Origin of the sequence: Chryseobacterium sp. C2(2020) (genome assembly GCF_014218915.1) — a bacterium.
GTDB lineage: Bacteria > Bacteroidota > Bacteroidia > Flavobacteriales > Weeksellaceae > Chryseobacterium > Chryseobacterium mucoviscidosis.
The window spans coordinates 228,580-248,285 of sequence record NZ_JACLCT010000002.1 but is presented as its reverse complement, the minus strand read 5'-3'; the positions used below and the strand labels follow the sequence as shown (position 1 = coordinate 248,285).

The 19,706-nt window shown below is 34.8% G+C and carries 18 protein-coding genes; 15 read left to right on the top strand and 3 right to left on the bottom strand.

Annotated elements, in window-relative coordinates:
- From H6W52_RS02415 to H6W52_RS02365, 11 genes are all read left to right on the top strand, one after another.
- Positions 1–603, top strand: a 603-nt coding sequence (locus tag H6W52_RS02415; RefSeq protein WP_185216442.1) for an IS3 family transposase, incomplete at its 5' end; no start/stop codon positions are given.
- Positions 604–670: 67 nt separating this feature from the next.
- Complete coding sequence (locus H6W52_RS02410; RefSeq protein WP_116096013.1) at positions 671–1,789, top strand: NAD-dependent epimerase/dehydratase family protein; 1,119 nt, start codon at positions 671–673, stop codon at positions 1,787–1,789.
- Between the two features lie 81 nt (positions 1,790–1,870).
- Positions 1,871–3,007, top strand: a complete 1,137-nt coding sequence (gene wecB / locus H6W52_RS02405) for a non-hydrolyzing UDP-N-acetylglucosamine 2-epimerase (protein WP_116096014.1) — start codon at positions 1,871–1,873, stop codon at positions 3,005–3,007.
- Entirely contained in the window at positions 3,007–4,212 is a 1,206-nt protein-coding gene (locus tag H6W52_RS02400; protein ID WP_116096015.1) for a glycosyltransferase family 4 protein, read from the top strand. The genes wecB and H6W52_RS02400 overlap by 1 nt, the downstream gene beginning before the upstream one ends.
- Complete coding sequence (locus tag H6W52_RS02395) at positions 4,213–5,106, top strand: NAD-dependent epimerase/dehydratase family protein (RefSeq protein WP_116096016.1); 894 nt, start codon at positions 4,213–4,215, stop codon at positions 5,104–5,106.
- A 3-nt stretch (positions 5,107–5,109) separates the two neighbouring features.
- Positions 5,110–6,072 (top strand): MraY family glycosyltransferase, encoded by a 963-nt coding sequence (locus tag H6W52_RS02390; RefSeq protein WP_116096017.1) that lies wholly within the window; start codon positions 5,110–5,112, stop codon positions 6,070–6,072.
- Positions 6,073–6,099: 27 nt separating this feature from the next.
- A complete protein-coding gene (gene rfbC, locus H6W52_RS02385) occupies positions 6,100–6,645 on the top strand; it encodes a dTDP-4-dehydrorhamnose 3,5-epimerase (RefSeq protein WP_087709307.1) in 546 nt (181 codons plus the stop codon).
- Between the two features lie 90 nt (positions 6,646–6,735).
- Positions 6,736–8,037 (top strand): 30S ribosomal protein S12 methylthiotransferase RimO, encoded by a 1,302-nt coding sequence (gene rimO, locus H6W52_RS02380; RefSeq protein WP_116096018.1) that lies wholly within the window; start codon positions 6,736–6,738, stop codon positions 8,035–8,037.
- A 404-nt stretch (positions 8,038–8,441) separates the two neighbouring features.
- Positions 8,442–9,065: a hypothetical protein gene (locus H6W52_RS02375; protein WP_087709304.1), complete on the top strand. Its 624-nt coding sequence runs from the start codon at positions 8,442–8,444 to the stop codon at positions 9,063–9,065.
- 36 nt (positions 9,066–9,101) lie between these two features.
- A complete protein-coding gene (locus H6W52_RS02370; protein ID WP_087709302.1) occupies positions 9,102–9,830 on the top strand; it encodes a hypothetical protein in 729 nt (242 codons plus the stop codon).
- Between the two features lie 497 nt (positions 9,831–10,327).
- The gene (locus H6W52_RS02365) at positions 10,328–10,699 is read left to right on the top strand and encodes a septal ring lytic transglycosylase RlpA family protein (RefSeq protein ID WP_087709300.1); all 372 of its coding nucleotides are present in this window, start codon (positions 10,328–10,330) and stop codon (positions 10,697–10,699) included.
- Between the two features lie 57 nt (positions 10,700–10,756).
- On the opposite strand, the gene H6W52_RS02360 is transcribed toward H6W52_RS02365, so the two are convergent.
- The 3 genes from H6W52_RS02360 to H6W52_RS02350 form a co-directional block, all read right to left on the bottom strand.
- Complete coding sequence (locus H6W52_RS02360; RefSeq protein WP_116096019.1) at positions 10,757–11,521, bottom strand: exodeoxyribonuclease III; 765 nt, start codon at positions 11,519–11,521, stop codon at positions 10,757–10,759.
- An 83-nt stretch (positions 11,522–11,604) separates the two neighbouring features.
- Positions 11,605–13,149 carry a PglZ domain-containing protein gene (locus H6W52_RS02355; RefSeq protein ID WP_116096020.1) on the bottom strand — a complete coding sequence of 515 codons (1,545 nt, stop codon included), beginning with the start codon at positions 13,147–13,149 and terminating at the stop codon, positions 11,605–11,607.
- Positions 13,150–13,277: 128 nt separating this feature from the next.
- Complete coding sequence (locus H6W52_RS02350; RefSeq protein ID WP_116096021.1) at positions 13,278–14,918, bottom strand: S41 family peptidase; 1,641 nt, start codon at positions 14,916–14,918, stop codon at positions 13,278–13,280.
- A gap of 265 nt (positions 14,919–15,183) precedes the next feature.
- Between H6W52_RS02350 and H6W52_RS02345 the strand changes: the two genes are divergently transcribed.
- The 4 genes from H6W52_RS02345 (at position 15,184) to lpxA (ending at position 19,699) form a co-directional block, all read left to right on the top strand.
- Entirely contained in the window at positions 15,184–16,410 is a 1,227-nt protein-coding gene (locus H6W52_RS02345) for an HD domain-containing protein (RefSeq protein WP_116096022.1), read from the top strand.
- A gap of 72 nt (positions 16,411–16,482) precedes the next feature.
- The gene (gene lpxD, locus H6W52_RS02340; RefSeq protein WP_116096023.1) at positions 16,483–17,502 is read left to right on the top strand and encodes a UDP-3-O-(3-hydroxymyristoyl)glucosamine N-acyltransferase; all 1,020 of its coding nucleotides are present in this window, start codon (positions 16,483–16,485) and stop codon (positions 17,500–17,502) included.
- A gap of 4 nt (positions 17,503–17,506) precedes the next feature.
- Positions 17,507–18,904, top strand: coding sequence for a bifunctional UDP-3-O-[3-hydroxymyristoyl] N-acetylglucosamine deacetylase/3-hydroxyacyl-ACP dehydratase (locus H6W52_RS02335; RefSeq protein ID WP_116096025.1), 1,398 nt, complete (start codon positions 17,507–17,509; stop codon positions 18,902–18,904).
- The gene (gene lpxA, locus H6W52_RS02330) at positions 18,905–19,699 is read left to right on the top strand and encodes an acyl-ACP--UDP-N-acetylglucosamine O-acyltransferase (RefSeq protein ID WP_076395592.1); all 795 of its coding nucleotides are present in this window, start codon (positions 18,905–18,907) and stop codon (positions 19,697–19,699) included.
- Positions 19,700–19,706 lie beyond the last annotated feature (7 nt).

Sequence of the window (19,706 nt, the reverse complement as noted above, 5' to 3'; positions counted from 1 at the left end):
AGAAGTAAATTAAGCAAAAAATTTAAAGTGACTACAAACTCTAAACATAATTATTTGGTGGTAGAAAATGTATTGGACAGGAATTTTATTGCCGAAAAACCTGCGCAAGTTTGGGTTTCTGATATTACCTATATTCAAACCAAAGAAGGATTTTTATACTTAACAACAGTGATTGATTTGTATGATAGAAAAATTATTGGATGGAGTTTAAGCAACGGAATGAGCACCGAAAAGACAAGTCTTGCTGCTTGGAAAATGGCGGTCAAAAACAGAAAAATAGGGGAAGGATTAATTTTTCATAGCGACAGGGGCGTTCAATATGCAAGCATAAAATTTGCAAATACTTTGAAATTTTATGGTGTTACAAGAAGTATGAGCCGTAAAGGAAATTGCTGGGATAATGCCGTGGCGGAGAGCTTTTTCAAATCTTTGAAAACAGAACTGATTTATGGAAACAAGCTTATTACAAAAGAAAAAATGGAGCTGGAAATATTTGAATATATTGAAATCTGGTACAACAAAAAAAGACGCCATAGTGCATTGAATTATCAAACTATTGAAGAGTTTAACAATCAAAACAAAATTTATCAAAATGTAGCTTAACTTATACTGGAATTTTTATTTGCATATCCAATCGATTTTCTATTGATTACTTTAAAAATTTATAACAATGAAAAAAGTAGGAATTACCGGACAAAACGGCTTCGTTGGTTCGCATTTATATAACACTTTGGGCTTACAGCCTGAAAAATTTGAAAGAATTTCTTTCGAAAGAGATTTTTTCGACTCTCCTGAAAAACTGGACGACTTTGTGAAGCAATGTGATGTCATTGTACATCTTGCAGCCATGAATCGTCATCCCGATCCGGAAGTAATCTTCAATAATAATGTAGAGCTTGTTAAAAAACTGACAGACTCTTTACAGAGAACAGGATCAAAAGCACACGTTCTTTTCTCTTCATCTTCTCAGGAAGAAAAGGATAATCTGTACGGTAAATCTAAAAAAGAAGGCAGGGAATTATTTGCAGACTGGGCAAAAAATAATGGAGGTAAATTTACAGGGATGATTATTCCTAACGTTTTCGGACCTTTTGGAAAACCGAATTACAATTCTTTCATTGCAACATTCTGTCATAAACTTACCCACGGCGAAAATCCTGTGATTGATAATGACGGAGAAGTAAAACTGATCTACGTCGGAGAACTTGTGCAGGAAATCATCAATCAGATAGAAATTTCAGAAACCAACGAATTATACGAACTTCCTCACACATCCGTAAATAAAGTATCTGAAGTTTTAGCTAAACTTGAAAATTACAAAAAACTTTATTTTGATAGCGGAGAAATTCCAGTGTTGGAAACGAAATTCGATCTCAATCTTTTCAATACATTCCGCTGTTATTTTGATATTAAAAATCATTATCCCGTAAAATTTACACAGCACACCGATCCGAGAGGAGCTTTTGTGGAAGTAATTCGTTTGGGAATCGGTGGACAGTGTTCTTTTTCCACTACCGTTCCGGGAATTACCAGAGGAAACCATTTTCATACAAGAAAAATCGAAAGATTTGCGGTAATTAAAGGAAAGGCTCTTATTCAATTAAGAAAAGTAGACAGCGATGAGGTTCTGGATTTTTACTTAGACGGAAATGAACCTGCTTATGTAGATATGCCGATTTGGTATACCCACAATATTAAAAACATCGGAGAAGAAGAACTGTACACCATTTTTTGGATCAATGAACCCTTTAATCCGGAAGATTCAGATACCTATTTTGTAGAAGTTTAATAATATTTAATTATAAACTTTACGGGCTTCTCCAATAAACAGACATTAAAAATTTATCTTTGCAAAGGCAAAAAAAATACAATGAAAAAACTAAAAGTAATGACGGTTGTAGGAACACGACCGGAGATCATTAGACTATCAAGAGTATTATCAGCTTTGGATGCTTCCGAGGCCGTTGAACATATTATCGTCCATACAGGTCAAAACTACGATTACGAGCTAAACCAGATCTTTTTTGAAGATCTGGGACTTCGCAAACCGGATTATTTTCTGGAAGCAGCAGGTAAAACAGCAGCAGAAACAGTGGGGAATATTTTAATTAAAATAGATCCTTTGCTGGAAGAATTGCAGCCTGAAGCATTTTTGGTTTTGGGAGATACCAACTCTTGTCTTTGTGCCATTCCTGCCAAGAAAAGACAGATCCCTATTTTCCATATGGAAGCAGGAAACAGATGTTTCGATCAGAGAGTTCCGGAAGAAACCAACAGAAAAATTGTAGATCACACTGCAGATATTAATTTAACGTATTCAGATATCGCAAGAGAATATCTTTTAAGAGAAGGTCTTCCTGCAGACAGAATCATCAAAACGGGTTCTCCTATGTTTGAAGTGCTGAATCATTATCTTCCTCAGATCGAAAGTTCAGATGTTTTAAGCCGTCTGAATTTAGAAGAAGGAAAATATTTTGTAGTATCATCTCACAGAGAAGAAAATATTAATTCTGAGAAAAACTTCAACGGATTAATAGAAAGTTTAAATGCCATTGCAGAAAAATTTGGCTATCCGATCATTGTTTCTACACACCCGAGAACCAGAAATATGATCGATAAAAAGCAGGTTGAGGTAAGACCGGAAATTCAGTTCTTAAAACCGCTTGGATTCCATGATTATAATGCATTACAGATGAGAAGTTATGCGGTTTTATCAGATTCGGGAACTATTTCAGAGGAGTCTTCTATCTTAAATTTCAGGGCATTAAACATCAGAGATGCACACGAAAGACCGGAAGCAATGGAAGAGGCATCCGTAATGATGGTCGGTTTATCTCCGGAAAGAATCTTGCAGGGATTAACGCAGCTTCAACAGCAGAAAGTAGGAGCAGAAAGAAATTACAGACCGGTTTCAGATTATTCAATGCCGAATGTTTCAGAGAAAATGGTAAGAATTATTCTGAGTTATACGGATTACGTTAACAGAGTTGTTTGGAGCAAAAAATAATGAAAAATCTCTGGATCGCAACTGAACTTTTTTATCCTGAAGAAACTTCAACTTCTTTTATTCTTTCAAAAATAGCAAACAGACTTTCGGAAAAGTATCATGTAAAAGTTGTTTGCGGAGATCCTGTGTATGACAAGCAAAACAAAAGCAGTCATTTTAGTCTGGATTCCCGCGTAAATGTTCACAGAATAAAAGGGTGGGGCGGAAACAAAAACAGTCTGTTGAGCAGATCTCTAAGATTTGTTTTTCTGTCTCTTTCTATCTTTTTCTATCTTTGGAAAAACGTTAAAAACGGAGAAAAGGTTTTTATGGTTACGAATCCGGCGCCTTTAATTCTGCTTGTTTCAATCCTTAAAAGATTTAAAAAAATAGAATTAGTTATTCTGGTTCATGATGTTTTTCCCGAAAATACCATTCCTGCCGGAATCATTAAATCTGAAAAGTCAGTATTATACAGAGTTCTCAGAAGTATTTTTGATAAAGCGTATTCAAAAGCTGATCTGCTGATTATATTAGGCAGAGATATGCAGAAAGTTATTGAAGCTAAAATCAGAAAATATAACCGCCATTCGAAAATTGAGATCATTGAAAACTGGGGAGATACAGAAGGTATTTATCCGCTCTTGAAAGAAGAAGTACTTAATGAGGATTCGTCTTTAAAAGACAGAATCATTTTTCAGTATGCCGGAAACTTAGGAAGAGTTCAGGGATTAATTGAATTATTGCATATTATAAAAAAAGTGAAAAACGATCGTCTTGTTTTTCATTTTGTCGGAGAAGGAGCTGTTAAGAATACAATGTTGGAATATGTAGAGGAAAATAAGCTGAAGAATGTTTTCTTTGACGGAGCTTATTCAAGAGAAGATCAGCTTCAGGTATTAAATAAGGCAGATGTATCATTTGTAAGTTTAGCGCCTAAAATGTTCGGATTGGGAGTTCCTTCAAAAACGTACAATATTTTAGCTGCTGGAAAACCGGTTTTATATGTTGGAGAAAAAAACAGCGAAATAGATTTACTTTTAAGAGAAGAAAATATTGGGTATTCATTTCAGCATTTCGAAGAACAGAAAATTCTGGATTTTTTTAATTCTTTTGATGAAACGTCTGTTCAAGAATTAGAAATAATGAAACAAAAAGCAAGAAAAGTAGCAGAGGAAAAATTCTCAGAAGAGATCATACTGAATAAATTTTATAATATTATTTAAATGAAAGTGCTATTTACAGGAGCCAACGGTTTTTTGGGAAAAAATGTAATTCCTTTGCTTCAGAAGAAAAATTTTGAAGTAAAGACCTTTGGAACTTCCAATGCAGATTATATATTTAATATTACCGATGCCATAACTCCTTTTAAAGAAAAGTTTGATATTATTTTTCATGCTGCAGGTAAAGCTCATTCTGTTCCTAAAACTCAGGAAGAAGAAAGTGTATTTTACAAAGTAAATTTTGAAGGAACAAAAAACCTTTGTAACGCTTTGGAAGAAAATTTGCCGGAATATTTTGTTTTTATAAGCACAGTGGCAGTTTATGGTAAAGATTTCGGTGAAAATATAACTGAAGATATGTCTTTGGAAGGATATACTCCTTACGCTAAAAGCAAATTGATGGCAGAGGAATTTCTTACCAAATGGTGCAAAGAAAAGAAGGTAAAACTGTTCATTCTCAGACCTTCTTTAATTGCAGGACCCAATCCTCCGGGGAATCTGGGAGATATGATTAATGCGATTAAATCGGGAAAATATTTTAATATTGCAGGAGGAACAGCAAGAAAAAGTGTATTCTGGGTGGAAGATTTTGCTGAGATAACCATTAAAATGCTGGGAAAAGAGGGTGGAATTTATAATGTTTGTGATGATGCAAATCCTGCTTTTAAAGAAATCTCTGAAAAAATATCAGCCAAATTAAAAAAGAAATCTCCGAAAAGTATTCCTTTTTTTCTGGCAAAATCAATGGCTTTAGCGGGTGACATATTGGGAAATAAAGCTCCGATTAATTCTTTAAAATTGAGAAAAATAACAGATTCTCTTACATTTTCCAATGAAAAAATAAAGAGAGAATTAAATTATAATCCTTCAAACGTAATAGAAAAATTTCAACTGTAAACTATGGAATTTTTAATCGTAACAATTCTGCTTTTTATCTCTATGCTCATCTATTTTAGAATAGCAGATAAATACAATATTATAGATAAGCCTAATCACAGAAGTGCACATACACAGATCACATTGAGGGGAGGAGGAATTATTTTTCCTGTTGCCTTCATTATTTTTTCTGTATTTAATTTTAATGAATTTGTACACAACTACTGGTCATTTGGTTTGGGATTATTGGCAATATCTGCCATCAGTTTTATAGATGATATTGTAACCCTTTCAAATAAAATAAGGCTGTCCGTTCATTTTATTTCTGTGGTTTTACTGCTGTATTTTACAGGAGCCTTTAATGTGATGCCAATCTGGGTTTGGCCCATATTGTTTATTCTGATTATTGGAACCTTGAACGCTTATAACTTTATGGATGGCATCAACGGAATGACGGGTTTATACAGTTTAGTCGGCTTATCATCATTATTGTACATTAATGAAAAGGTAATTTCATTCACCGATGAAAATTTTATTCTTTATCCTGTTTTAGCCTGCATCGTTTTTCTGTTCTTTAACTTCAGAAAAAAAGCAAAATGTTTCGCGGGTGATGTAGGAAGTATGGCTATCGCTTTTTGGGTAATCGGTCTTATTACTTTACTGATTATGAAAACTCAGGACTATAAGTATATACTACTTCTTTCTGTATACGGAATCGAAGTAGTTCTTACCATAATAGAAAGATTGTTGCTTAAAGAAAATATATTTGAGGCGCACAGAAGACATTTATATCAGCTCTTTGCCAACGAAAAAAAGGTTTCTCATCTGCTGATAAGTTTTGTTTATGCTTTGGTACAGGCAATTATAAATTTATTTTTAATACATTCACACTGGGCAATCTGGATTGTTATTCCTGTGATTTTCATTCCGATAGGCAGTATTTATCTCGCATTAAAATGGAGCCTTAAAAAACAATATAAATTATAATAATAACTGATTCAAGAAATATAAGTTATGAAAATAAAAGAAACCCCTTTAAAGGACTGTTACATTATAGAGCCTACAATTTTCGAAGACGACAGAGGTTATTTTTTCGAAAAATTCAATGAAAAGAAATTCGAGGAACTTACCGGAATGAACGGTCATTTTGTTCAGGATAACATTTCTAAATCTTCTTACGGCGTTTTGAGAGGTCTTCATTTACAGAAAGGAGAACACGCACAGGCAAAACTGGTTTCTTGTCTTGAGGGAAAAGTTTGGGATGTAGCCGTAGATCTTAGAGAAGATTCACCTACATTTGGAAAATGGTTTGGGATTGAGCTTACAGCGGAAAATAAAACACAGCTTTATATTCCAAGAGGTTTTGGACATGGATTTTCTGTTTTAAGCGAAACTGCCGTTTTCTCATATAAATGCGATAATTTTTATAATAAAGAATCAGAAGGATGTGTAAAATACAACGATCCGGATCTGAATATCGACTGGAAAATTTCCGACAGTGAAGCTGTACTTTCTGAAAAAGATGAAAATGCAGCAAGTTTTAAAGAAAAGAATTTTTAAATATACTAAAAGCCACTTGTTGAAGTGGCTTTTATTTTTTAATACAGACTCTTCAATATTTTGTATCTTTGCAAACTCAAAATCAAAAAGATGCGTACAAAATCTGTAGGGAAGAAAAAAATAAATGTAGTAACGTTGGGTTGTTCCAAAAATGTGTATGATTCCGAAGTTTTAATGAGTCAGCTTAGAGCCAATGGCAAAGAAGTGGTGCATGAAGACAAAGGAGACATTGTTGTAATTAATACCTGCGGATTTATAGACAATGCCAAAGAAGAATCCATCAATACCATTCTCGACTATGTGGAAGCAAAAAACAGAGGTGAAGTTGAGAAAGTTTTTGTGACGGGATGTCTTTCCGAAAGATATAAGCCTGATCTGGTAAGAGAAATTCCGGATGTAGATCAGTATTTCGGGACGAGAGATCTTCCTGTTTTATTGAAGCATTTAGGGGCAGATTATAAACACGAATTGGTTGGGGAAAGACTTACCACTACACCAAAACATTACGCATACTTAAAGATTTCAGAAGGCTGTGACAGACCGTGTTCATTCTGTGCAATTCCTCTCATGAGAGGAGGTCACGTTTCAACTCCGATTGAAAAACTGGTTACGGAAGCCCAGAAATTGGCAAAAAAAGGAACCAAAGAATTAATTCTTATCGCTCAGGATCTTACTTATTACGGTTTAGATATTTATAAAAAACGTGCGCTTGGAGAGCTTTTGAAAGAATTGGTAAAAGTGGAAGGAATTGAATGGATTCGTCTTCATTATGCTTTTCCAAGCGGATTTCCGGAAGATGTTCTGGATATCATCAGAGAAGAACCCAAAGTTTGTAACTATATAGACATTCCGCTTCAGCACATCAATTCAGATTTACTAAAATCGATGAAAAGAGGGACAACTCACGAAAAAACGGATGCTCTTCTTGGAAAATTCAGAGAGAAAGTTCCGGATATGGCAATCAGAACAACGCTTATCGTTGGTTATCCCGGAGAAACTCAGGAAATTTTCAATGAGCTGAAAGATTGGGTAAGAGAACAAAGATTTGACAGACTGGGCTGTTTTACTTATTCTCATGAAGAAAATACAGGAGCATATGTTCTGGAAGATGATGTTCCGCAGGAAGTGAAAGAAGCCAGAGTGGAAGAAATTATGGAAATCCAGTCTCAGATTTCATGGGAGAAAAATCAGGAGAAAATTGGCAATATATATAAATGTATATTCGACAGAAAAGAAGGAAATTATTTCATCGGAAGAACCGAATATGATTCTCCCGATGTAGACAACACAGTATTGGTTTCTGCTGAAAATACATACATTTCCATCGGTGATTTTGCAGAAGTAAAAATTACCTCTGCTGAGGAATTTGATCTGTATGGCGAATTAATTTAAAATTATTCCCAATTGTTTGATTTTTAGTAAAAAAAATCGTATATTGTTTTCATTAATATAATGTTATTCAATGATTAATAAAAATTAACATTAATAAAGCATTGCTTGAATAGAATTTAATTGTTTGATTTTCAATATTATTTTATTTTTGAAAATTAAAATGTTAAAACTTTTTTATGTATTGTTATGAAAATTAATTTTAAAAATATTAACTTTGCGAAATAAAGAGATTTTACATAACTATTGAGCTAAAAATTAGACTCTTGTGAAATGTGAAAATAATTTTTTGAAATTATATAATTAAAAATATTTATTTATATTAATGAATGCACAAATTGGGTATGGTATCCTGATTTAACAATGCATTCATTGGTTAAAATGTAATTTAAAATCTTTAAAAACTTATGAAAAAATTTTTATTAACAGCGACTATGTTAGTCGGATTTGTAGCGATCGCTCAGGCTCAGCAAGGAAGAGTGGGGATTAATACAACTACTCCCGCTGCGACTTTGGATGTTGTAGGTGCTCCTGCTGACCCAACTAAAGCAGATGCTTTATTAGTTCCTCGTATGACAGCTTCACAATTGGTAGCTAAAGACAACACTGTTAACAATTATGCAGCACCTCAGGATGGTGCAATTGTGTATGTTACCTCTGGTACAGGTTCAACAACTAGAACAACCAAAGTTACCGGAGCAGGTTTCTATTATTTTGATAACAGTGTTCCTGAATGGAAACCTTTTGTAAGTGCTGCTTCTGCTGCAATGACTGTAAGAGCTCAAACAGGTTCTACAATTTCTGATGCAGACTTAGGTAATGCAATTCTAGTAACTTCTAATACTAATTTTAATTTAGCCACTCTAACTAAAACTAATGGTAAAATGATTACTTTTATCGATGCTACTAATGGTGCAGGTTTTGGTATAAGCGGTGCGCATTCCACTGCTACTGTATCTCCTATTCAGTCTGGAGGGTCATTAGTGTATATTTGTGACGGTACTAACTGGTATAGCTATAGTGGATTCTAAAAATAGTATTTAAAAATAATTTAAAGACATATCATAATGAAACTAAAATTTACAACAATTATATTGGCATTCGCTGCTTTAACGAATACTGCATTTGCCCAAATTCGTTCCAATAACCCAATCAGTTCAACAATTGGTACGCAATCTGTTTTCTTAGATGCATCTGCTAACGGATTTACAACAACTACAAATATTGGAAAAGGTCTTACTTTTCCTAGAACTAATCTTACAACATTTACCTTTGTCACACAGACAACTGGAGCTTTAAACTTTCCTACTGCTTATGACGGTATGATTGTTTATAACTCCGCAACTGGTACCACTCCAGCAACTGGATCCGGGATTGGAAATCAATCTGTCACGCCTGGATACTACTATTTTTCTAATCCCACAGGTGGATCAGGAAATGCTTACGCAACATCTACAGGGCAGTGGTTACCATTAGGTCAAAATCCAAGAGTAAATTTTGCAACAACTGAAACTGTTACCAATACGCAAGTAGATGGAGCTCAGGTTTACGGTATTAAAGGTCAGTTTACGACTACAGGTACTTCTACTTCAGTTACAATTCCTGCTCCTTCCGGAATGACTTCTTTATATGGAATTACAATCTATAAGAAATCAGGAACTGGAAATAAAGTAGTTTATTCTAAAGAATTATATTCTTATGACGTTACTACAGGTGCTGCAATTACCGGTTCTCAAAGTATGTCTGTAGTATATCCGCAAGATACTTACGACTATGTATTAGAATATTTCAAATAATATTTGAATAATAACAAATAGACAATATTTAAAAACCAATGAGATTCCTCATTGGTTTTTTAGTTTATATAAAGTGCGTATATAGGTTATTTAGCAAGGATAATTTTATCTTATTTGATCTCCTTATGTATCCTATTTTAATGCTATAAATTTCCGTTTAGCTTTATACAGCAATTTTAATAAAATTGTTCGTAGACTAAAATCTGCAATAAATTTTTTCGTAAAAAATAAAATCATAAAATTCATTAACTTATTGATTAATAGAGAAATGTTTGTGTTAAAAATGTCTTAATCTGAATAATTTAGTTAAAATTGTTAACTTTTAACATTATTTTTTAACACTTTTTAACAATAGCATCTAAATCGCCTGTTCATAGGGAGTTAAGAAAAATATTAACATAAAATTTTATTTTCATTAACACTTGTTAACAAATAAAATAGGTGTATTAAAAGATTCCTTATAGATTTGCCCCAGTCAAAACCAATAAAATTTCAAAATGATGAAAAGATTCATTCTCGTAATCATAATGATGATTTCAACCCTTGGTATTTATTCTTTCAAAATGAATGCCATAGATGCGAAAAAAACAAGTTATGCATCGTACTACCACGATAAGTTTAACGGTAGAAAAACTGCAAGCGGAGAAATCTTTGATAATGCAAAGTTCACCGCAGCCAACAGAACGCTTCCATTTGGAACAAACATTAAGGTAACGAACCTTAACAATGGTAAAGAGGTAATAGTGAAAGTAAATGATAGAGGACCTTACCATTCATCAAGAGCTTTAGATATGTCTAAAGCAGCGTTCGATGAAATCGGAGATACCGACAGAGGTACAATTCCGGTGGAATATGAAATTGTCGACTAAAATTTATGATTTTAAATTTTAAAAAGCCAACTGATTCAGTTGGCTTTTTGCTTTGTTTTAAAGGCTTAATTCTACCAAAGCAGGGCAATGATCAGAATGTACTGCTTCTTTCAGAATAACAGCTCTTGTGAGCTTATCTTTCAAACTGTAGGAAGTGAAATTATAATCCAGTCTCCATCCCTTATTTCTTTCCCTTGAATTCTGTCTGTAACTCCACCATGTATAATGGTCGGGTTCATTATTAAAAAACCTGAAACTGTCGATCAGTTCGCATTCGTTGATAAAATTCGTCATCCATTCTCTTTCCATCGGTAAAAAGCCGGAAACATTTTGTAAACCTTTCGGATTATGAATATCTATTGCTTCATGACAGATATTAAAATCTCCTGAAATGATCAGATTCGGAATTTCTTTCTTTAAATTTTTAATGTACTCTAAAAAATCATGGCAGAGCTGCATTTTAAAATCCAGCCGTTCGATATTTGAAGCAGAAGGAACATACACTGAAATGGCAGAAAATTCGTCAAAATCTGCACGAATGATTCTTCCCTCGTTATCATAGCTTTCAATACCGCAGCCATATTCTACATGATTAGGCTTTGTTTTAGATGCAATTCCGACGCCACTGTAGCCTTTTCTCACCGCGGAATGCCAGTAACTGTGATATCCCAGTTTTTCTAAACTTTCAATATCGATCTGGTCGTTTCCTGCTTTACTCTCCTGAATACAGATAATATCCGGATCCGCCGTTTTCAGCCAGCCTAAAAAATCTTTGGTAAATGCAGCACGGATTCCGTTGACGTTATAAGTGATTAATTTCATGATTCAAAAGTATTAATAAAAAAGAAGCGGAAAAAATCAAAGATTTTTTCCGCCCCTCAGAACCCCAAGTCAAACTATGAAAACTACTTGGGTTCTAAAATACTGAATGGAATGATACACTCTTCAAGAGAAATCCCTCCATGTTGATAGGTTTCTTTATAGTAATTCACAAAGTGATTATAATTCTTTGGATAAGCAAGGAAAATATTATTCTTTGCGAAAATATATTTAGAACTTAAATTTCCTTTCGGTAAAAACAGTTTTTCAGGATTTGTAATTGCCCAAACATCACTGTCATCATACGTTAAGCTTTTTCCGGTCTTGTAACGGATATTCGTGGAAGTTTCTCTGTCTCCCACAACTTTGCTCGGTTTTTTAACGTAAACCGTTCCGTGATCGGTGGTAATCACCAGTTTGAAACCACTTTCAGCCGCTACTTTAATAATTTTCAATAAAGAAGAATTCTCAAACCAGTTTAATGTTAAAGATCTGAACGTCTTATCATCACGAATCAACTGATCTACAATGTGGTTGTCCGTTTTTGCGTGAGAAAGAATATCAATAAAATTATAAACAATTACCAATAGATCATTGTTTTTGTGCTGATTAAAATCGTCATAAATCTTTCTCTCAAAATCAGCATTCAGCACTTTCAGATACTTCATGGATTTTGAGCTTAGACCTATTCTTTTCATTTGATCTTCTAAGAAATCACGCTCAAATTCATTTTTATTTCCTTCCTCATTATCATTGAACCATTTATCTGGAAAACGTTTTTCAATTTCAGAAGGCATTAAACCCGCAAAAAAAGAATTTCTAGCATATTGAGTTGCAGTCGGAAGAATACTGTAATAATAATCCTCAGAAACCTTGTTATAATATTTTGTAAACAAAGGCTCGATCATCTTCCATTGGTCATAACGAAGATTATCGACCATCAGAAGCAAAACTTTATCCTTTTCAATTTCAGGTTTCACTTTATCCTTGAAAAGCGTGTGGCTCATAATCGGCTTATCCGAATCGTGCAGCCAGTCTTCGTAATTCTTTTCAATAAATTTGGCAAACTGAATATTTGCTTCCTCTTTCTGTGACTGAAGAAGATCTGCAAACTCATTATCCGTTACTTTATCAAATTTAATTTCCCAATTCAGAATTTTCTTGTAATATTCCGCCCAATCCTGATACGTTCTCAAATAAGAAAGCTCCATGGAAAGATTTCTGAATTCCTGCTGATACTGCAAAATCGTCTTTTGCTCCACAAGATTGTCCTCCTGAAGATTTTTCTTCAGCGAAAGTAAAATCTGGTTCGGATTCACCGGTTTCAGGATATAATCCGCAATCTGCGATCCGATTGCTTCTTCCATGATATGTTCTTCCTCACTTTTCGTTACCATAACGATTTTCAGCGAATTGTCTTTATCCTTAATCATCGGAATCGCTTCAAGACCTGAAATTCCGGGCATATTTTCATCAATCAGGGTCAGTGCAAACTTTTCCGAGTCCATGAGTTCAAGTGCCTCATTAACGTTGTTTACGGGAGTTACCTGATATCCCTTTTTTTCAAGAAAAACGATGTGTGGTTTAAGTAGATCTATTTCATCATCTATCCATAATATCTTTTCCGACATAATTATTTTTTTACATGGTTATTGTATCAAATTGCTGACCAATTATTTCTAAAATCTGCCAAAATCCGCAGAGGTAAAGTTAAATATAAGTTAAATGAAATAACGCAATAATTACGTTTTTCTTTTATTTAATTTCCACTTTTTAAATATTCCAGAGCTCTTTCCATGATTTCGTCTTTTCCCTGCTGTATTCCTTTAACTGTAGGTCGTACGATAATGTCCGGAATAATGCCGATTCTCTGCGTTTCTCTTCCGTTCGGATAATACGCTCCCAAACCCGTAAAACAAGTTTTAAGACCGGCAATATTAAATGAAATGACATCACCGTTTGCTCCCGAAGTGTACCCACCGATTACTTTTGCTTTCGGATGCTGCTTAAGCATCATCACGGTAGTTTCAGCCTGACTTTGCGTTACCTCATTTACCAGAATAACCACATTTCCTTTATAATAATCCGGGTTATTTCTTCCGATGTTGTTTTTACGGCGGTAAAATTTGCTTAAATAATTGGTTTCAGGAAAAATAAATTCATAATAAATTTTATTTTCAGGAAGCAACAGTCTGCTCAACGGCAAAATCGTCATATTCGGATAATTTCGGGAATCGAAAATAATCGATTCTGTATTTTTCAGATTTTTGAACATATCATTCAGATCAGATCTTTTGATTAATCCCATGTTCACATAACCCATCTTTTTTTCATCATCGAGAAACTTCCATTTTTCAGGAACAGGAGGATTTTCGCGAATAATTTCTTTCTGCAAATACGTTTTTACTTTTATGGCTAAATTAATTCCGTCCCTTTCAATTTTAAGCCCGAGAGAATCTTTATTGGTGTACAGAAAAAGATATTTCGACTTGTTGATCTTTCCCCATGAATTCGAAGCCGGAAGATATTTCCCAAATAAATTAATTTTCTGTGGAATCGTCAATCCTTCAACATCATAAATAACATCTCCGGTTTTGAGCGGATTTTCTTCATTAAAAATAGTCGGAAATATTTTGGTAACAACCAGTTTACCTTCCGCATAAGAATACTGCACCGGAACATTTTTTCTTCCATATTGGTTTAAACTAGTCAGCTTTGAAAATAAAAAAGCGTGCGAATCATCCGTTTTGGTCACAAGTTCCGCTAAACTTAAATGATAGTTTTCATCATTGTCAACAGCGAGAAATTTTGGAATCATTTCCCGTAAAACATCATTCCAGTTTTGATCGGTTTTGTATTTGTACGCAAAAAAATATTCCACATAATTCCAGTATCTGAACAATTCAAGAAGAGCAGTTTGTTTTGAAGTAAATTTCGAGCCGTAAGAATTTTCATTCCTGAAATAAACCTTTCTTCCGTTTAACCCGAAAAAATAATTTTCACCGATATTCCTGTTATTCTCAACAAATTTCAACTTTTGGCTTACATTTTCAGAAAAAAATTGCTGATCATCCATCCATACGAGATCAAAATTTTTTAAGAAATAAACTTTATCGTTATCATTTACACAATTTTTACAAACTTCAATTTTTCCGAGACTTTCAATCCAGTTAGCATAAAATTCATTCAATTGATCTTTATTGTTAATATTTTCAAGTTCATCAATTTTCTGAAATAACTGCTGATCCCAGTTAAACTTACCTTTCGCCACATTTGGATGATAATACTTTAAAAATCCCCAGACTTTGCATAACGATTCAAGCTTTTGGTTTTCCGATAAAGTCTGCGCCGAAAAATGTAAGTTTAAAAATAAGATAATGAAAAGGGAGAATTTTCTCATGAAAAGGTTATTCAGTCAAAGATAGTTTTTAAACACAAACAGCACAACTATTTATTCAAAGAAGATTTTATCCAGCCTTTGCTGAGTGAAACGCCTTTGCGAACGAAAATATGCCGCACAACTGTAAACAAAATCTTTGCGGACTTTGTGTTAAAAACAAATTCAACAAAGAAAATTACTTTCAAAACAACAAACAGTTTAATGAAAATTAATTACCTCTAAAATATAAAATTCCTAAATTTGTTTGCAAATACAGACGTTTTCAATGCAGAACAAGCTAAAAATCATCAACGATCCCGTTCACGGATTCATCAAAATTCCCCATGAAATTTTATTCGACATCATAGAGCATCCTTACTTCCAGAGATTAAGAAGGATAGGACAGACCGGGCTTTTGAATCTCATTTTTCCGGGCGCGACACATACAAGATTTCATCATGCATTGGGAGCCATGCATCTCATGTTTACCGCTTTGGAAACATTGAAGCAGAAAGGCGTGAAAATTTCAGAAGAGGAAGAAAAGGGCGCCATGTTGGCGATTTTAATGCATGATATTGGTCATGGTCCGTTTTCCCACGCTCTGGAAAGTATGTTGATGGACGATTGGCATCATGAAAAATTATCTTTATTACTCATGAATCGTCTGAATGATGAATTTAACGGAGAATTGTCCTGCGCTATCGAAATGTTTCAGGGAAAATACCACCGAAAGTTTTTCAACCAGCTTATTTCTTCACAGCTCGATGTTGATCGGTTGGATTATCTGAAACGGGACAGCTTTTTTACGGGAGTTTCCGAAGGAAGCATCAATACGCAAAGAATCATTTCCATGATGAACGTCTGTGATGAGGGCGAATTGGTAATAGATGCAAAAGGCGTTTATTCTATTGAGAATTTCCTCACGGCAAGAATGTTTATGTATTGGCAGGTATATTACCATAAAACATCGGCTTTGGCAGAATTTCTTCTCGTTAAAATTTTAGAAAGAGCCAAACTTCTGGTTTCGCAGGGAATCGATTTACCGGCAACCGAAAATCTGAAATATTTTCTGCATCGCGGAAAAAGTACAGCAACAGATGAAGATGTGGAGCGTTTTACACAGCTTGATGACAATGATATTATTCAGGCAATGAAAAACTGGCAGAATACAGATGACATGATCTTGTCTTACTGGTGTAAATGTGTGATCCAGAGAAACCTTCCGAAAACCATAATTTCTTCACATCCTTTTGAGCAAAGTTTTATTGAAGAAAAAATAAAGAATGTGAATGAATTTTTCGGAATTGATAATGGAAAAGAACTTGTACATGAAATTAAAAGAAAACTTCTTCCTTATGACACAGAAAAACAACCCATTTATCTGTTGCAGAAAAACGGAAAAAAAATACGTCTTGATGAATCGGAAGACCAGCTTTTATCAGGTCTCATGAGAAACAAAACCACAAGGTATATTCTTACATTTCCAAGGAATATTTCACACATTATTTCTTAAAGAATATTAAAATTTACGTTCCGAAAATTAAAAAATGTTTGCGAATTACAGAATTTCTTATCTTTGCAGAATATGGAATTTACAGCTTCGCAAATTGCAAGTTTTATCGACGGAAAAATAATAGGTGACGAGAACGCACTTATTACTGGAGTTTCGCCCATAGAAAGCGGGGAAACAGGACATCTTTCTTTCATCGCGCAGGATAGATTTTCGCATTATTTAGAGACTTCAAAATGTTCCGTTATCATTGTTTCGGAAAAGCTTATCTCAAAAGATTCTTACCTTCCTACTGTTATTGCAGTAAAGGATGCTTATCTCTCTTTTCAGGTTCTGATGAATTTATATCAGGAAATGCAGGGTAGAAGAACAGGAATCGAAAACGGTTCTTCCATTCATGAAACTGCTGTCATCGGAGAGAATGTGTATATCGGAGCTTTTACCTACGTTTCAGAAAAAGCAAAAGTAGGAGAAGGAAGCCAGATTTATCCGCAGGTTTACATCGGAAAAGGCGTGAAGATCGGGAAAAACTGTAAAATCGACAGTGGGGCGAGAATTTACGATTACTGCATCATCGGAGACAATTGTGTTATTCATTCCAATACCGTAATCGGAGGAGACGGTTTCGGATTTCAGCCGACTCCGGATGGATTCAAAAAAATTCCGCAGTTAGGAAATGTGATCATTGAAGACGATGTGGAAATTGGTTCCAACTGCAGTATAGACAGAGCAACCATCGGTTCTACCGTAATCGGAAAAGGAACAAAGATCGATAACCTAATCCAGATTGCACACAACGTAAAAATCGGAAAAAACAATGTAATTGCCGCACAAGCCGGAATTGCAGGATCTACAACCATCGGAGACTGGAACCAGATTGGAGGTCAGGTGGGAATTGTAGGACACATCAAAATAGGAAATCAGGTAAAAATACAGGCTCAGAGTGGCGTAAATTCCAGCGTAAACGACAGGGAAACCATCTACGGTTCTCCGGCGATCAGCTACAACGACTACCTTAGAAGTTATGTACATTTCAGAAACTTACCTGAAGTGGTAAAAAGAATAAATAATCTCGAGAATAACTCAAAAGATTAAACTAATGAGTGATATGCAAAAAACACTTCAGCAGGAAGTGACACTTTCCGGAATCGGACTTCATACTGGTAAAGAAGTAAAATTAACCATGAAACCTGCAAAAGAAAATACAGGTTTCGTATTCGTAAGAACAGATTTGGAAGGGCATCCTCAAGTCGAAGCAGACGTTAATTACGTTGTGGCTACAGAAAGAGGAACAACATTAGAAAAACTGGGAGTAAAGATCACAACTTGTGAGCATATTTTAGCGGCTTTGGTAGGATGTGATATTGATAATGCCATTCTTGAAATGGATGCTTCCGAACCGCCGATCTTAGACGGTTCTTCAAAATTCTTTGTAGAAGCAATCGAAAGCGTAGGAGTAGTGGAGCAAAATATAGCAAGAGAATATCTTGTGGTAAAAGAAGTTCTTACTTACAGCGATCCCGCTACAGGATCTGAGATCACTATTATTCCTTCAGATACCTATGAAGTAACAACAATGGTAGATTTCGGGACTAAAGTTTTGGGAACTCAAAATGCTACGCTTAAAAATATTTCTGAGTTTAAAGAAGAAATTTCATCGGCAAGAACATTCAGCTTCTTACACGAGCTGGAAATGCTTTTGGATCACGGTTTGATCAAAGGTGGAGATATTTCCAATGCGATTGTTTATGTAGATAAAGATCTTACACCGGAAACTACAGAAAAACTAAAGAAAGCTTTTGGTAAAGATAACGTATCGATAAGACCAAACGGAATTCTTGATAATTTGAACTTAAACTATCCCAACGAAGCTGCAAGACACAAATTACTCGATGTGATTGGTGATCTGGCTTTGGCAGGAGTGAAAATAAAAGGAAAAGTAATTGCCAACAAACCGGGACATTACGTAAACACACAGTTTGCAAAAAAACTGAACCGTCAGTGGAAACTGCAGAAAAAGAAAAATGTTCCAGATTTTGATTTAACAAAAGAACCGGTTTTCGATATCAACGGAATCATGAGACTGATGCCTCACAGACCGCCGTTCTTATTGATTGATAAAATTCTTGAGCTTTCAGATTCTCACGTTGTAGGTCTTAAAAATGTTACAATGAACGAACCTTTCTTCGTTGGACATTTCCCGAAAGAACCCGTAATGCCTGGAGTTTTACAGGTAGAAGCTTTGGCACAGACCGGAGGAATTCTTGTTTTGGCAAGCGTTCCGGATCCGGAAAATTACTCTACGTACTTTATTAAAATAGATAAAGTAAAATTCAAGAGAAAAGTAATTCCGGGAGATACGCTTATTTTCAAGATTGAATTGATAGAGCCTATCAGAAGAGGAATTGTTCATATGCAGGGTTATGGTTACGTAGGAGATACAGTAGCGGTAGAAGCAGAACTTATGGCCCAAGTTGCAAAAAATAAAGTTGATTAAATGATTCATCAATTAGCAGCCGTAGATAAACGTGCGAAAATCAGCAAAAATGTAATCGTAGAACCTTTTACTACAATTGCAGGGGACGTGGAAATTGGCGAAGGAACATGGATTGGTCCCAATGTTACCATTATGGATGGTGCAAGAATCGGTAAAAATTGCAGAATTTTTCCGGGAACGGTAATTTCTGCGATTCCTCAGGATTTGAAATTTGATGGTGAAGATACGCAGGTAATTATCGGCGATGAAACAACGATCAGAGAATGTGTAACGGTAAACAGGGGAACAAAAGCTCTCGGTTTCACCAAAATCGGAAAAAACTGCCTTATTATGGCAACTTCCCACATTGCTCATGATTGCGTGATCGGAGATCATGTAATCATCGTAAACGGTTGTGGTATTGCAGGTCATGTGGAAATCGGGGATTATACCGTGATGGGTGGTCTGTCGGCTGTTCATCAGTTCGGGAAGATCGGAAAACACGTGATGATTTCGGGAGGAACTCTGGTAAGAAAAGATATTCCACCTTATGTAAAAGTAGCGAGAGAGCCGATGTCTTATGCAGGAATTAATTCAGTAGGTTTAAGAAGAAGAGGATTTACCAACGAAAAAATCTTTGAAATTCAGAAAATTTACAGAGCAATTTTCCAGATGAAGATGAATGTTTCTCAGGCTTTGCTTTACATCGAAAAAGAAATGCTTCCGACGGCTGAAAGAGATGAAATCCTTCAGTTTATCCAGAATTCTCCTCGAGGAATCGTGAAAGGATACGGAACAGGGAAGGAAAGAGAATAATAAAGAA

Excerpts from the sequence above, each read along its gene's own strand:
- H6W52_RS02410 (WP_116096013.1), top strand. The coding sequence starts at position 671 with ATGAAAAAAGTAGGAATTACCGGACAAAACGGCTTCGTTGGTTCGCAT.
- wecB (WP_116096014.1), top strand. The coding sequence starts at position 1,871 with ATGAAAAAACTAAAAGTAATGACGGTTGTAGGAACACGACCGGAGATC.
- H6W52_RS02400 (WP_116096015.1), top strand. The coding sequence starts at position 3,007 with ATGAAAAATCTCTGGATCGCAACTGAACTTTTTTATCCTGAAGAAACT.
- H6W52_RS02395 (WP_116096016.1), top strand. The coding sequence starts at position 4,213 with ATGAAAGTGCTATTTACAGGAGCCAACGGTTTTTTGGGAAAAAATGTA.
- H6W52_RS02390 (WP_116096017.1), top strand. The coding sequence starts at position 5,110 with ATGGAATTTTTAATCGTAACAATTCTGCTTTTTATCTCTATGCTCATC.
- rfbC (WP_087709307.1), top strand. The coding sequence starts at position 6,100 with ATGAAAATAAAAGAAACCCCTTTAAAGGACTGTTACATTATAGAGCCT.
- rimO (WP_116096018.1), top strand. The coding sequence starts at position 6,736 with ATGCGTACAAAATCTGTAGGGAAGAAAAAAATAAATGTAGTAACGTTG.
- H6W52_RS02375 (WP_087709304.1), top strand. The coding sequence starts at position 8,442 with ATGAAAAAATTTTTATTAACAGCGACTATGTTAGTCGGATTTGTAGCG.
- H6W52_RS02370 (WP_087709302.1), top strand. The coding sequence starts at position 9,102 with ATGAAACTAAAATTTACAACAATTATATTGGCATTCGCTGCTTTAACG.
- H6W52_RS02365 (WP_087709300.1), top strand. The coding sequence starts at position 10,328 with ATGATGAAAAGATTCATTCTCGTAATCATAATGATGATTTCAACCCTT.
- H6W52_RS02360 (WP_116096019.1), bottom strand. The coding sequence starts at position 11,521 with ATGAAATTAATCACTTATAACGTCAACGGAATCCGTGCTGCATTTACC.
- H6W52_RS02355 (WP_116096020.1), bottom strand. The coding sequence starts at position 13,149 with ATGTCGGAAAAGATATTATGGATAGATGATGAAATAGATCTACTTAAA.
- H6W52_RS02350 (WP_116096021.1), bottom strand. The coding sequence starts at position 14,918 with ATGAGAAAATTCTCCCTTTTCATTATCTTATTTTTAAACTTACATTTT.
- H6W52_RS02345 (WP_116096022.1), top strand. The coding sequence starts at position 15,184 with ATGCAGAACAAGCTAAAAATCATCAACGATCCCGTTCACGGATTCATC.
- lpxD (WP_116096023.1), top strand. The coding sequence starts at position 16,483 with ATGGAATTTACAGCTTCGCAAATTGCAAGTTTTATCGACGGAAAAATA.
- H6W52_RS02335 (WP_116096025.1), top strand. The coding sequence starts at position 17,507 with ATGAGTGATATGCAAAAAACACTTCAGCAGGAAGTGACACTTTCCGGA.
- lpxA (WP_076395592.1), top strand. The coding sequence starts at position 18,905 with ATGATTCATCAATTAGCAGCCGTAGATAAACGTGCGAAAATCAGCAAA.